General features: G+C 67.8%; 10 protein-coding genes. 2 read left to right on the top strand and 8 right to left on the bottom strand.

Annotation, left to right across the window (positions count from 1 at the left end; all coding sequences use genetic code 11):
* Nucleotides 1-75: 75 nt before the first annotated feature.
* The gene (locus tag L5G32_RS00405) at nt 76-1,476 is read left to right on the top strand and encodes an aminotransferase-like domain-containing protein (protein ID WP_237009040.1); all 1,401 of its coding nucleotides are present in this window, start codon (nt 76-78) and stop codon (nt 1,474-1,476) included.
* Between the two features lie 113 nt (nt 1,477-1,589).
* On the opposite strand, the gene L5G32_RS00400 is transcribed toward L5G32_RS00405, so the two are convergent.
* On the bottom strand, nt 1,590-2,969 hold the full coding sequence (locus L5G32_RS00400) for an AIM24 family protein (RefSeq protein WP_237009039.1): 1,380 nt from the start codon (nt 2,967-2,969) through the stop codon (nt 1,590-1,592).
* A 53-nt stretch (nt 2,970-3,022) separates the two neighbouring features.
* Here L5G32_RS00400 and L5G32_RS00395 point away from each other — a divergent pair, with 53 nt between their 5' ends.
* Entirely contained in the window at nt 3,023-3,730 is a 708-nt protein-coding gene (locus L5G32_RS00395; protein WP_237009038.1) for a trimeric intracellular cation channel family protein, read from the top strand.
* A gap of 3 nt (nt 3,731-3,733) precedes the next feature.
* On the opposite strand, the gene L5G32_RS19300 is transcribed toward L5G32_RS00395, so the two are convergent.
* The 7 genes from L5G32_RS19300 to L5G32_RS00360 all read right to left on the bottom strand — a co-directional run bounded on the left by L5G32_RS19300 (nt 3,734) and on the right by L5G32_RS00360 (nt 13,555).
* Nucleotides 3,734-5,107, bottom strand: a complete 1,374-nt coding sequence (locus L5G32_RS19300) for a wax ester/triacylglycerol synthase domain-containing protein (protein WP_237009037.1) — start codon at nt 5,105-5,107, stop codon at nt 3,734-3,736.
* 86 nt (nt 5,108-5,193) lie between these two features.
* Nucleotides 5,194-5,535 (bottom strand): cupin domain-containing protein, encoded by a 342-nt coding sequence (locus L5G32_RS00385; RefSeq protein ID WP_237009036.1) that lies wholly within the window; start codon nt 5,533-5,535, stop codon nt 5,194-5,196.
* Nucleotides 5,532-6,761: an MFS transporter gene (locus tag L5G32_RS00380; RefSeq protein ID WP_237009035.1), complete on the bottom strand. Its 1,230-nt coding sequence runs from the start codon at nt 6,759-6,761 to the stop codon at nt 5,532-5,534. Before L5G32_RS00380 ends, L5G32_RS00385 begins: the two co-directional genes overlap by 4 nt.
* Nucleotides 6,758-7,507 (bottom strand): respiratory nitrate reductase subunit gamma, encoded by a 750-nt coding sequence (gene narI, locus L5G32_RS00375; protein ID WP_237009034.1) that lies wholly within the window; start codon nt 7,505-7,507, stop codon nt 6,758-6,760. Before narI ends, L5G32_RS00380 begins: the two co-directional genes overlap by 4 nt.
* Nucleotides 7,504-8,181, bottom strand: a complete 678-nt coding sequence (gene narJ, locus L5G32_RS00370; protein WP_237009033.1) for a nitrate reductase molybdenum cofactor assembly chaperone — start codon at nt 8,179-8,181, stop codon at nt 7,504-7,506. The genes narI and narJ overlap by 4 nt, the downstream gene beginning before the upstream one ends.
* Nucleotides 8,178-9,851 (bottom strand): nitrate reductase subunit beta, encoded by a 1,674-nt coding sequence (gene narH / locus L5G32_RS00365; protein WP_237009032.1) that lies wholly within the window; start codon nt 9,849-9,851, stop codon nt 8,178-8,180. The genes narJ and narH overlap by 4 nt, the downstream gene beginning before the upstream one ends.
* The gene (locus L5G32_RS00360) at nt 9,851-13,555 is read right to left on the bottom strand and encodes a nitrate reductase subunit alpha (RefSeq protein ID WP_237009031.1); all 3,705 of its coding nucleotides are present in this window, start codon (nt 13,553-13,555) and stop codon (nt 9,851-9,853) included. The genes narH and L5G32_RS00360 overlap by 1 nt, the downstream gene beginning before the upstream one ends.
* Between the last annotated feature and the right edge of the window lie 110 nt (nt 13,556-13,665).

Genomic DNA, 13,665 nt, shown 5'->3' with positions numbered 1-13,665 from the left:
CGCTATTCCACCGTCTAAGTGGTGGGGACGGTAGATCCACTTCTGCCAATTTCGCAGGACCACTATGCTGGCGTCATGCCCCGCAGTCCTCGTCCCGGTTCGCTCGTCCTCGGTTACGTGGCGGGTGCTGCGGATCTGGTGGACGCGATCGTCGACCGCATCGCAGACGGCGCCCTCGCCGACGGCGACCGAATCCCGTCGAGTAGGGCGCTCGCCGAGCAGACTGGACTCTCTCGAGGCACGGTGGTGCGCGCGTTCGACGAACTGGTCGCCGCAGGCTTCGTCGTCTCCGAGCACGGCTCGGGCACATGCGTCAGCGCCGGAGCGGTGCAGGCCGCGCAGGCCGGGGCGCGCACTCGCGGACGGGACGACGCCGGTCCCGGACCTGACGTCGAACGGCGACGAGGGCGATCTCAGCGAGACCTTCGTCCCGGAATTCCCGACGCGGCGCTGGTCGACGGGCGAGCCTGGCGCAGCGCCATGCGGGCTGCCGCGGCCGCGGGACTGTCCGGACTGAACCCGTGGGAGGAGCCGAGCCCCACGCTGCGCGCGGCACTGTCCGGGCATCTGCGGCGACACCGCGGCATCGCCGAGGCGGACCCGATCCTGTTCGACAGTTCGCGATCGGCGGTCGCCGCGCTGTGCGCCGCGTTCGCCGCTCACCGCCCGGTTGTGTTTCACATCGAGGACCCCGGATATCGCGGAGCCGTGCTCATGGCCCGCGAACACGGACTCCCTGTTCGGTTCCATCCCGCCGACCCCGACGGACTCGACGTCGCCAACCTCGGCGACGAACCGACCATCGTGTTCACCACGCCTGCACACCAGTATCCGCTCGGGTACCGGGTGAGCGTGGACCGGCGAGTGGCGTTGGTCGAGTGGGCACGGCGGACTGGTTCTCTAGTGATCGAGGACGACTACGACGGAGAGTTCCGCTACGGCGTCGCTCCGCTGCCCGCGCTCGTCACCCTGCCGGGCGGGGACGAGAGCGTGGCGTACGTGGGCACGTCGTCTAAGTCCGTGTCACCGGATCTGCGCGTCGCCTGGTGTCTGCCGCCGACCGCACTGCGCCGCGACGTCGAGCGGTGGCTCGCGGTGCACCGTCGGGGGCCGTCGTCCGTGCCCGCCGACGCGTTGGCGGAGTTCATCGGATCGGGCGCGATGGATCGTCATCTCGCGCGGGCCGCCCGCGTCTACAGCGACCGACGGGCGCGGCTCGTCGCGGCGCTCGGCCGGGAGTGTCCCGACCTCGCGGTGACCGGGGTCGAAGCAGGCCTGCACCTGTGCGTGCTGCTGCCGGAACGTGACGACGACGAGGTGGTTCGTACGCTCGAGGCGGCCGGGTGGCGGACGAGATCACTGAGCAGTCAATCCTCGCAGCACGCGGTGTCCGGGCTCGTGCTGAACTACGCGCGCCTGGGCGGGCGAGACGCCGGCGAGTTCGCGTCGGCGTTGCGGGTGATTCTGGAGTCGTGACGAGGGGTATCAGCACCCGGGGTCGGGGTCGATGCCAGTTTCAAGAAGCCCTTGAAAGAGCCAGGTCACGATGCCCGGAAGAGTTCGCGCTTCTGGGTCCGCATCGGCGACTCTCAGCGTCCGAGGAAGCCGCCGAGCGCTCCACCGACTCCGGCGTCCTTGCCCTGGCCAGTGCCGCCGATGAAACCGCCGGGCGGCTGCTCGGACGGTTGGACGACGACGAATCCCTGTCCGGCGAACGCTAGGGTGAATCGTTCGCCGGTGCTGCGTCCGAGGAGCGTGTTGAGGCCGAAGTTGTCGTTGGTCTTGACCGACGTCCGCAGACTCGAGGACCACGCGACGGCGGCCTGTGGGTCGGCGTAGGTGTCGCCCGCGACGTTCAGCACCACGGGGGAGCCGTTCGTAGTGATGGCGATCCGGCCGCGACCGGTGAACACGCAGTTGAACATGCCGGCATTGCTCATCGCGCCCGCGCCGTTCATGCGCTCGACGTTGTATTGGAGGGACGGCTCGAAGGCCAGCACGTTGGAGCCGTTGATGGTGAGGCCGTCCGACCCGTCGAGATCGATCAGATGGACGTCGGAGGCGTTGTCGGCGAGGAACAGGTCGCCTCGACCGGAGACCTTCATCAGTGGAACGCCTTCACCGGTTACGGCCTGGCGGACCATTCGGCCGATGCCGCCTGAACCGAGCGCTTCGAAGTGCAGGTCGCCCTGGTAAGCGACCATCGAACCCTGACGGGCCATCACGTCGCCGTTGAGTCCGACGCGGCACATCTTGCTGCCCTGCTTCGTGATGCCCTGCGCCTGTACTTCGGCGTGGTCGGGGGCGAAGAGTTCGCTCTGCATGGACCCTCCTGGGGTACGGCCCGCGGCGACGGGGGCCACGGCGGGATTGGGGACCGGCGACGGTGTCGGCGGTTGCGGTGTGGGACTGGCGGTGGGCGGCCACGGCTGAGGATCGGTCATGCGCGGTGCGTTCTGCGGCGCGGGGTCGTCATCGACGGTGATGCCGAACGCCGTCGCCAGCCCGGACAGCCCGTTGTCGTAGCCCTGTCCGACGGCGCGGACCTTCCACTGGTCGCCGCGTCGATACACCTCGAGGCAGACGACGGCGGTCTCGCTCGTCAGTCCGGGAACGGTGAAGTCGGCGGCCGCGGTGCCCGCGGCGTCGAACACTGTCGCCTGCAGCGCTCCTGCGGTTGCGAACGAACTGGGGCCGGTGCCGTCGAGGCTCGCGGTGACAGCGATCGTCGACACGTCGCGATCGACGGCGGTGGTGTCGACGGTGACCGTGTCGACGGAGCCTTCGTCGCGGTACTGCACACCGCGTGCGGACGGCTGGTTGTAGAAGACGAAGTCGGCGTCTGAGCGGACGCGTCCGTTGTCGGTCACGAGGATTGCCGACGTGTTCACCGGGGAGGCCGAGCGGACCTGCACACGGATCGTCGATGACGGGAGCGGCTGATTCTCGCCGGGGGACAACTGCCTCACAGGTTCACTGTACCGAGGTGCGGGCCGCTCGTGCGGGGGTGACTACGCTCCACATGAAGGACAAGCCAGTCGGTGAGGAGACGTCGATGAGCGTTGCGCAGGCGGTGTTGGCCGCCGACATCGATCATGCGGCATCGGTCGTCCAAGAGGTCGGCGAGATGATCGGCACCGTCGCGTTCGCGGCGTCCGGCGCGCTCCTGGCCGTACGACGGAACCTGGACATCGTCGGCATCGTGTTTCTGGCTGTCAGCACGGCGCTCGGCGGCGGCGTCATTCGCGACATCATGGTCGGCAACACCCCGCCGACTGCATTCACCGACCTCAAGTTCCTCGCGGCTGCGGCGGCCACCGGCCTGATCATCTTCTTCTGGCATCCGCCGCCGCGGCTGACGCGGTGGCCGTTGGACGTCACGGACGCGATCGGCCTCGGCATGTTCGTCGTCGTCGGCGCCACCGTGGGCCACGCGTGGGGTGCGTCGCCGACGGTCGCGGCTCTGCTCGGCTTCACCACGGGCGTCGGCGGCGGCATCATCCGCGACGTCCTGTCGGGGAAAGTGCCCGCGATCCTGCGCACCGACGAGCCGCTCTACGCGATCCCCGCGTTCGCCGGAGCCGTCGTGGCGTCCACGCTCATGGCCTTCGACTGGTATCGCGGATGGATGGGGCTGATCTGCGCGCTGCTGGTGATCGTGGCGCGTCTGGCCTCCCTGAAGTACGGGTGGCGCGGTCCCCGCCCGTACTACGTGTCGCGCGGGGAGTGAGAGTCAGGCGGAGCGCCCGTATGAGGCGATCACCTCGTCGAGGTTCGCGCGGAGAGTGGCGACGTAGCCGTCGAGGTCGTTTAGCTGCGCGGGGTCGGCCATGATTCCGATCGCCAGGTTGTCGCCGAAGGTCGAGACGGTGTGGTTGACGCCCAGTCCGTCGGCCACCGGTGTCACACCGAAGCAGGCGACGCCGAGTTGGCCCGCGAGGGTCCACGAGTCCGACGGGCCCTTCGGAATGGTGCTGATGCGCAGCTGTGTGGGACCGGGCTTGGGGCCTCGCGCCTCACGCGCCTGTCCGCGCCGGTAGAGGAGGCGGTACGCGAATCCCGGCAGGCGCGGAAGGATCGAATACATGGCAGCGAAAGTCGGGAGATTGAGCCGAGTGCGCTCGGACCGGACACGATCATGCACGGCTTGGACCTGCTCCTCGAACGGGAGATCTGGGCTCAGGGGAACGGTCCCGAATCCCAGTGCGTTCCGCATGGCGGGATCGACGAGGTCCCTGACCGAGATGGGGACACTTGCGGCGAGTGGTTGCTCCGGCTCGCCGAGGTGTGCGGCCATCGAGCGGCCGATAACGCTCAGTACCACGTCGTTCACCGACATAGATCCGATGGAGTGGGCGACGCGGCGTACTCGGCTGACGGACTCGAAGATGATCGCGGAGTCCCGGTCGGGACCGCACGGTTGGTTCACCGCGGTGGCGCGCGGTTGCGCGTCGGGCATCGTCCACACGCCCGCCTTCCGGTCCTTGGCGGCGCGCCGGCTCACCGTGAACAATCGCCAGACGTCAGCGACGATCAGGAACGGTCGGATGAATCCCCGAGCGAACTCGATGGCGGTGATCTTGCCGCGACTCACCGGCCCGTTTTCGGTGGTAGGTGCGGCCGGTGCCAGTGGTTGTCCGAACAACGATCGGGCGATCGACGCCACACCCATTCCGTCCGCCATCGAATGGTGGAAGCGGAGCACGACCACGGTGCAGGGGCGGCCCGTCGGTTCGACGCCTTTCACGTCGCGCACGATGTAGACGCGCCAGAGCGGGCGGTCGTGGTCGAAGTCGAGTTCGTGCAGGTCGGTCATGAAGCGCACGAGCCTCTCCCACCCCATGGAGGGGCGGGCCTCGATATGCGTGCGCGCGTCGAAATTCGGAACCTCGGTCCAATAGGCGTCGCCGATGTCCAGGTGTGCCCGGACCATTCGCTGGCGAAGGCGCAACACGGCAGCGGCGCGCCGTGCGACCTGATCGACGAGTTCCGCGGAGTCGACGGAGCTCTCATCGAATGCGTATGCAGTCACGATCGACGATCGGACCCGCTCGGACTCGGCGTAGGTGAAAGTGGCGTCGTACGGTGTCACTCGGGAAGTTGTCACACCCTCCGACTGTAGTTCGTTCGGATGACACGCTCGTCTGTTTCAACTACTCCGATCGGAGGACAAGCAAACGGGCTGGATCAATCTCAGACGCGAGAGCCGCCGAGACCCACCGTCAACATCACCGCGGAGTCCTCGTCGGCCGTCAATCCGTGCCGGACGTTCGGGATGTCGACGAGATCGCCTGCGGTGCCACGCCATTCGCCGTCAGGCGTGGTCAGCCGGACCGTGCCGCGGAGTACCTGGAGGGTGGCCTCGCCCGGGCTCTCATGGTCGGAGAGTCCATTGCCGGCGGCTAACGCGATGACGGTGTGCCGCAGCCTGTGCTCGGCGTGCCCGCGGACGGTGCGCGCCGACCGCCCGGAACTCGCCGTTCGCGCCTGAGACAGCAACTCGTCGACGACGACTGGCAGCGATACCGAACTCATGACTTCTCCTCGGACTCGTCGTGCTTACGGGGAATACCGAACAGGGTGAACAAGCAGGCCACGGCGGCGAACACAACGAGCAGCACGAGGCCGATCGTGTACGAGTGGGCCGTCGCGTCGTAGGTGGCGCCCAGGACCAGTGGCGGGAAGAATCCGCCGAGGCCGCCGGCGGCGCCGACGAGGCCGGTGACTGCGCCGACGCGCGCCACGGGCGACGCGGTCGCGACCCATGCGAACACCGAGCCCGACCCGAGGCCCATCATGATCGCCATACCGATGAAGTCGACGGCGGCCAGACCGGACCCGAGAGCGGGTTTGCTGATCATCCAGACGGCGAGCAAGGCGGCGCCGCCGCACGAGATCGCGGTGATCGTGCGTGCGCCGAACTTGTCCGACAACGCGCCGCCGACCGGGCGGGCGATGACCGCCGCGATCGCGAATGCTGCGGTGCGGGTTCCCGCGGCCGCCGGGTCGGTGATGTCGTACACGTCGTTCAGATACGTCGGCAGATACGTGGAGAAGGCGACGAACCCGCCGAAGGCCGCCGCGTACAGGAACGACATCTGCCAGGTGATCGGCAGCTTCAGTGCGCCGACCAATTTAGGCAGACCCGGTTCGGTGCTCGGCACGAACGACGGCGCGTCGCGCATCCACGTCCAACAGACGCCAGCCATGACGACGAGCGCGACGGCGATGACAATGTGGGTCGTCGTGTAGCCGAACCAGGTGACGAACCGCGGGGTGAAGAACGCCGATAGGGCGGTGCCGCCCATACCCGCACCGAAGATGCCCGTCGCGAGACCCCGCCGGGACGGTTCGAACCAGTTGTTGACGAACGGGATGCCCGCCGCGAACGTGGTGCCGCCGATGCCGAGGAAGAAGCCGATCACGATCATCATCGGATACGAGCCGAGGTTACTGGCGACGGCGAGGAGGACGACGAACGGCGCGGTCAGCAGCAGCAGCGCGGGGAACATGACTCGCCCGCCGTACTTCGGAGTGAGGACGCCGACTGCGATTCGACCCAGCGAGCCGACGAGGATCGGGACGGCGACGAGCACCGACTTCTGGCCGGCCGACAGGTCCATCGCCTCGGTGTAGTACTTGCTGAGCGGTCCGACGAGGTTCCACGCCCAGAAGCTGATCACGAAGGCGGCGGTGGCGAGAGCGAGGTTACGGGTCTGTCCGCCGACGGCAGCGCCGGTCGAGACGCTGGGGGCGGTCATCGATCGCGATCCTTCACTCCGATGGGCGACCAGCCGCGACGCGGGGGAGCGTTGCCCGGAGCCGGCTGATCATCGCGGCTGCGATAGACGATGTAGGGGCGGAACAGGTAGTGCAGCGGCGCGGTGAAGATATGCACCAGCCGGGTGAACGGCACCAGGATGAACATGCACATGCCGATGACGACGTGGATGTGGAAGCGCAGCGGCGCGGCCTCCATCGCGGAGATGTCCGGTTGCAGCACGAAGATCGAGCGGAACCACGGGGAGACGGTCTGGCGGTAGTTCACGCCCGGTCCGTGGGGGTCGATCATCCCGATGAGCGTGATGTAGCTGCCGGCGAGCAGCGCGGCGAGCAGCACGGCGTACATCAGCTTGTCGTTGCGGGTGGTGGCCATGAACACCGGTCCGACGGTGCGCCGTCGATAGATCAGGATGGCCACGCCGACGAGGGCGGCGATCGCCGCGATGACGCCGCCGACGGCGGCGACCCAGTGATAGGCGGTCTCGCTGATGCCGACCGCATGCGTCCACGACTCGGGGATCACCAGGCCGATCGCGTGCCCGGCGATCACCATCAGGATGCCGTAGTGGAACAGCGGCGATCCGATGCGCAGCAGGCGGGACTCGTAGAGCTCGGACGAGCGCGTCGTCCACCCGAACTTGTCGTACCGGTACCGCCAGACGGTGCCGCCGATCACCGCGATCAACGCCAGATAGGGGAGGACGCCCCACAGGAAGATGCTCATCGTAGTGCTCCCGCTTCGGCTCCCGTATGCAGCGGGAGGAGCCGAGGATCGAACGGTTCGAGACCGACGGTCTCCACTTCGGGGTGGTGCCCGCGCATCGCGACCGCGGCCGCGCGGTCGGGCGGTGACTCACCGGGCAGCGTCGCGCAGATCGCGGCGAGGACGTGCGCGTACGGCGACTTCTTGTCGAGCAGCGAGAAGCGGATCAGTTCGAGGGCACCGCGGTGCTCGGCGAGAAGCGTCGTGCCGCGTTCCGGGTCGACGCGGGCCGCGAACTCCAAGACCACCGGCAGATGGTCGGGCAGTTCGCCGCGCAGGTCGACGACGAACCCGGAGTCCCGGTACACACGTTTGATCGCGGCAAGCGTCTCGCCGCGTCGCCGGGTGTCGCCGTCGGTCCAGTACGTGAGGAACAGGGTCTGCCTGCCGGAGAGGTCGAACACGTCGACGTAGTCCTGCCGCAGCCGCGCCGGATCGGTCGCCGACAGGTGATCGAGGAAGGCCGCCAGCTCGTTGCTCGCCGCGGTCTGCGGTGTCTCGGCCACGCCCGCGCGCAGCAGATCGACCTTGTCGAGGAGGTCGTCGTCGGGATAGGCGAGGCACCACGACGCCGCGAGACGCACGACGCGGTGGTCGGTGGCGGGGGAGCGTTCCGAACGCAGCCGCAGCCTCATGTCGACGCCTTTCGCTCCGGGTAGAGCCCGGCGGGGCTCCCGTTGCCGTCCCAGTTCAACAAGTTGGTGCGCCCACGCAGCGCTTCGTCGCCCGCCGGGGTGTCGCTGGTCTGCCGCTGTTGCAAGGCGTGGAAGGTCTCCACCGAGACCGGCGTCGGCGTGCCGCTGGCCTCGCCGAACGCCCCCGACTCGTACATTCCGGGACCGCCGTCGTAGTCGAGCGAGCACGCGAGCTCCTCGAGTTCGGCTGCCTTGTCGTGCTGTTCGGTGTGCGCGGTCGGGATGACGTACCGGTCCTGGTACTTGGCGATCGCCAGCAGCCGGTACATCTCGTACATCGTCTCCTCGGACATGCCGACCGAGGCCGGGATCGACGCGTCCGGCTCGCGTCCGAGATTGATGTCGCGCATGTATGCGCGCATCGCCGCCAGCGTCCGCAGCACATGTGCCACTGTGTCGGTGTCGCCCGCGGTGAACAGTTCGGCGAGGTACTCGAGCGGGATCCGCAACGATTCGATCGCGCCGAACAGCGTGCCTGCCGCTTCGCCGTCGTGCCCCTGCTCGGTGAGGAGATCGACGATCGGCGAGAGCGGTGGCACGTACCAGACCATCGGCATCGTCCGATACTCCGGATGCAGCGGCAGTGCGATCCGATACTTCTTGGCCAGCGCGTGCACCGGCGAACGTCGGGCCGCGTCCAGCCACTCGTCGGTGATGCCTGCGGCGCGCGCCTGGCGGATCACCTCCGGGTCGTGCGGATCGAGCATCAGATCGAGCTGCGCCTCGTACAAGTCGGTGTCGTTCTCCACCGACGCCGCATCCGTGACTCGGTCGGCGTCGTAGAGGATCAGACCGATGTAGCGCAGCCGTCCCACACAGGTCTCCGCGCAGACCGTCGGCTGCCCGACCTCGATGCGCGGATAGCAGAACGTGCACTTCTCGGCTTTGCCCGACCTGTGGTTGAAGTAGATCTTCTTGTACGGGCAGCCGGTGACGCACTGGCGCCAACCGCGGCAGCGGTCCTGGTCCACGAGGACGATCCCGTCCTCGGACCGCTTGTAGATCGCGCCCGACGGACACGACGCCATGCACGACGGATTGAGACAGTGCTCGCAGATCCGCGGCAGATAGAACATGAACGTCTGCTCGTACGAGAATTTGATCTGCGCCTCCGACTCGGCGCGCAGCTTCGCGATGATCGGATCGAGTTCGGCCGCCTCGGGTCCGCCGCCCAGGTTGTCGTCCCAGTTGGCCGACCACGTGACCTTGGTGTCCTTGCCGGTGATCAGCGACTTCGGTCGGGCGACGGGGAAGTCGTCGCCCAGCGGCGCGCTGACGAGCTTCTCGTAGTCGTAGGTCCACGGCTCGTAGTAGTCGTGCAACGTCGGCTGGACGGGGCTGTGGAAGATGGTCAGCAGCTTCTGCAGACGTCCGCCCGCACGGAGTCGGAGACGGCCCCGCTTGTCGAGCTTCCAGCCGCCGCGCCAACGCTCCTGATCCTCGTACTGTCGCGGATACCCCTGCCCGGGGCGGGTCTCCACATTGTTGAACCAGACGTACTCGGTGCCCGCCCGGTTGGTCCACGCCTGCTTGCACGTGACCGAACACGTATGGCACCCGATGCACTTGTCGAGGTTCATCACCATCGCGACCTGCGCCATGACTCGCATCAGTACGTGACCTCCTGGCTGCGCTTGCGGATCGTCGAGACCATGTCCCGCTGATTGCCGGTCGGGCCGAGATAGTTGAACGCGTACGACAGCTGTGCGTACCCGCCGATCAGGTGCGACGGCTTCACCAGCAGGCGCGTCGCCGAGTTGTGGATGCCGCCGCGCCGTCCCGTCGCCTCCGACTTCGGGACGTCGATGGTGCGCTCCTGCGCGTGGTGGACGTAGCAGACCCCTTCGGGCATCCGGTGGCTGACGACGGCGCGGGCCACGAACACGCCGTTGCCGTTGACGCACTCGATCCAGTCGTTGTCCTTCACATCGATCGACGCCGCGTCCTCCGCCGACATCCAGCACGTGGGACCGCCGCGCGAGAGCGACAGCATCAACAGGTTGTCCTGGTATTCGGAGTGGATGGACCACTTGTTGTGCGGCGTGAGATACCGGACGGTGATCTCCTTCTCGCCGCCGGACCCGAGCTTCGGCTCACCGAACAGCAAGTGCATGTCGAGCGGCGGCCGATAGATCGGGAGGGACTCGCCGATGTCGATCATCCAGTCGTGGTCGAGATAGAAGTGCATGCGGCCGGTGAGCGTGTGGAACGGCTTGTCGCGCTCGATGTTCACCGTGAACGGCGCGTACCGCCGTCCACCGGTCTCCGACCCCGACCACTCCGGCGACGTGATCACCGGGACGGGGCCGGCCTGGGTGTCGGCGAACGTGATCCGCTTCTCCTCCGAACCCGCCGCATAGTCGGCGAGGGGCTTGCCGACGCGCTTCTCCAGCTTCTCGAAACCGTTGACGGCGAGCGCGCCGTTCGTCGTCCCCGAGAACGTCAGGATCGCTTCGGCGAGCTTCTCGTCGGTCTCGATGGCCGGCCGCCCCGCACCGGCACCGGACGCCATGACGCCGTTCTTCGCGGAGAGCCTCGGGATCTGTGTGCCGACGTCGTAGTTGACGTCCTTGACGGTGAACCCGAGTGTGTCGGCGAGCGGCCCGACGGTTGCGAGTTTGTCGGCGATCGATGTGTAGTCGCGCTCGACCACGGAGAACGTCGGCATGTTGACGCCGGGCCTGCCCGGCTTGCCGTCCTCGCGCCAGTCGACGACGCGGCCGTGCGGTTGGGCGGTCTCGCCCGGGGTGTCGTGCTGGAACGGAGTGCTGACCAGGTCGTGTCGGGTGCCCAAATGGGTCTTCGCGAGCTGCGAGAGTTTCTCGGCCAGCAGGTGGAAGAGCTCGAAATCGCTCTTGGCCTCCCACGGCGGGTCGATCGCCGGCGTGAACGCATGCACGAACGGGTGCATGTCGGTTGAGCTCAGGTCGTGCTTCTCGTACCAGGTGGCTGCCGGGAACACGATGTCCGAGAGGAGCGTGGTGCTCGTCATACGGAAGTCCGCCGACACCATCAGATCGAGCTTGCCCTCGGGCGCCTCGTCATGCCAGGTGATGCCTTCGGGATGCGGGGTCTCGGGCTTCTCGGTCCCCAACACGTTGTGGTGGGTGCCGAGGAGGTGCCGCAGGAAGTACTCGTTTCCCTTCGCCGACGACCCGAGGAGGTTGGACCGCCACAGCACCAGGGTGCGCGGCCAATTCTCGGGGGCGTCGACGTCGGAGATCGCCGGAGTGAGCCCGCCGTCGAGCAGCTTCTTGGCGACGTACGACGCCGCATCCGTCGCGTCGCCCGCAGCGACGGCGGCCTGCGCGTCGTCGGCGACGTCGAGTGGGTTGGTGCTGAACTGCGGGTAGAACGGCATCCAGCCGAGCGCCGCCGACTGGGCGATCGCGTCCGCGGTGTGCTTGCCGTCGAGGGTGCCCTGCGAGAGCGGCGAGGCCAGCGTCGACGTCGAGTAGCCGTCGCCCCGCCACTGGTCGGTGTGCATGTACCAGTACGACGTGCCGGGCTGGGTGCGCGGCGGGCGCGACCAGTCGAGGCCGTTGGCGAGGGAGATCCATCCGGTCATCGGGCGGCACTTCTCCTGGCCGACGTAGTGTGCCCAGCCGCCGCCGTTGCGGCCCATGCTGCCGGTCAGCAACAGCATCGCGAGGATCGCGCGGTAGGTCGCGTCGCCGTGGAACCACTGGCAGATCCCGGCGCCCATGATGATCATCGAACGGCCGCCGGACTCGCGGGCGTTGGCCGCGAACTCGCGGGCCACCCGGATCGCGGCGGCCGCGGGCACCGACGTGATCTCCTCCTGCCAGGCGGGCGTGTATTGGACTGACGCGTCGTCGTACCCGGTGGGCCAGACGCCGGGGAGCCCGTCGCGCTGGACGCCGTACTGGGCGAGCATCAGGTCGAAGACCGTCGTGACGAGGTGGCCGTGGACGCGGCGGGTCGGGACGCCGCGGGTCACGATGCTGCCGCTCCCGTCGGGGGAGTCGAACGCGGGGAAGCTGACTTCGCGGGGCTCGTGGTCGCCGTCGTAGAGGCTCAGTGCGGGAACGACGTCGCCGAGGTCGAGGTTCCACTTGCCTTCGCCGGACGCGGCGTACCGGAATCCCATCGACCCGTTGGGTGCGACGGGAGAGTCGGTGACCGAGTCGAGGACGACGGGCTTCCACAATTCCTCGTCGGCCTGCGATCCGCCGTCGAGCTCGTCTGCGGTGATGAATTTGCCGGGGACCAGCGTGCCGTCGCGTTCGTCGAGGCGGATCAGGAACGGGAGGTCGGTGTATTTGCGCGAGTACTCGCTGAAGAACGGCGTCTGCGCGTCGACGTAGAACTCGCGCATGATGACGTGGCCCATCGCCATGGCGAGTGCCGCGTCGGTGCCCGCCTGGGCCGGCAGCCACTCGTCGGCGAACTTCGTGTTGTCGGCGTAGTCGGGCGAGACCGAGACGACCTTGGTCCCGCGGTACCGGGCCTCGGCCATCCAGTGCGCGTCCGGGGTGCGGGTCACCGGGACGTTGGAGCCCCACATCATCAGATACGACGCATCCCACCAGTCGCCGGACTCGGGGACGTCGGTCTGGTCGCCGAACACCTGCGGGCTCGCGACGGGGAGGTCGGCGTACCAGTCGTAGAACGACGTCATGACGCCGCCGATCAACTGGATGAACCGGGTCCCGACGCAGTGGCTGACGATCGACATCGCCGGGATCGGCGAGAAGCCCGAGCACCGGTCGGGGCCGTACGTCTTGATGGTGTGCACGTGCGCGGCCGCCGCGATCTCGATCGCCTCGTCCCACGTGACACGGACGAGTCCGCCCTTGCCGCGCGCCTGCTGGTATGAGCGACGACGCATCGGATCGTTGACGACGTCGGCCCACGCGAGGACGGGGTCGCCGCCGACTCGGCTCTTGGCTTCCCGGTACATCTCGACGAGGACGCCGCGCGCGTACGGGTGGCGGACGCGGGTCGGGGAGTAGGTGTACCAGGAGAACGCGGCGCCGCGCGGGCAGCCGCGGGGCTCGTACTCGGGGCGGTCGGGGCCGACCGACGGATAGTCGGTCTCCTGCGTCTCCCACGTGATGATGCCGTCCTTGACGTACACCTTCCACGAGCACGATCCGGTGCAGTTGACGCCGTGCGTGGATCGGACGATCTTGTCGTGACTCCACCGGTCGCGGTAGAACACGTCACCCTTGCGGCCGCCGTCCCGGAAGACGGCGCGCCCGTCGTCGGTCTCGTCCCACTTCGTGAAGAATCTGCCGACGTCGAGTAGCGCCTGCGCTGCCGGTCCTTGCACGCTGTGGGATTCCCGCATGACCGCACTGTAGGCCGGACTCTTCCGAACGTCCGTGCTTCGCCAGAGATTGCGGTTTTCCGGCACGGATCGTGGTTTGTGCCGCTCGATCGGAGTCCTGTTCCGCTGGT

Origin of the sequence: Gordonia zhenghanii (genome assembly GCF_021738965.1) — a bacterium.
GTDB lineage: Bacteria > Actinomycetota > Actinomycetes > Mycobacteriales > Mycobacteriaceae > Gordonia > Gordonia zhenghanii.
This window is presented reverse-complemented; position numbering and strand designations above follow the sequence as displayed.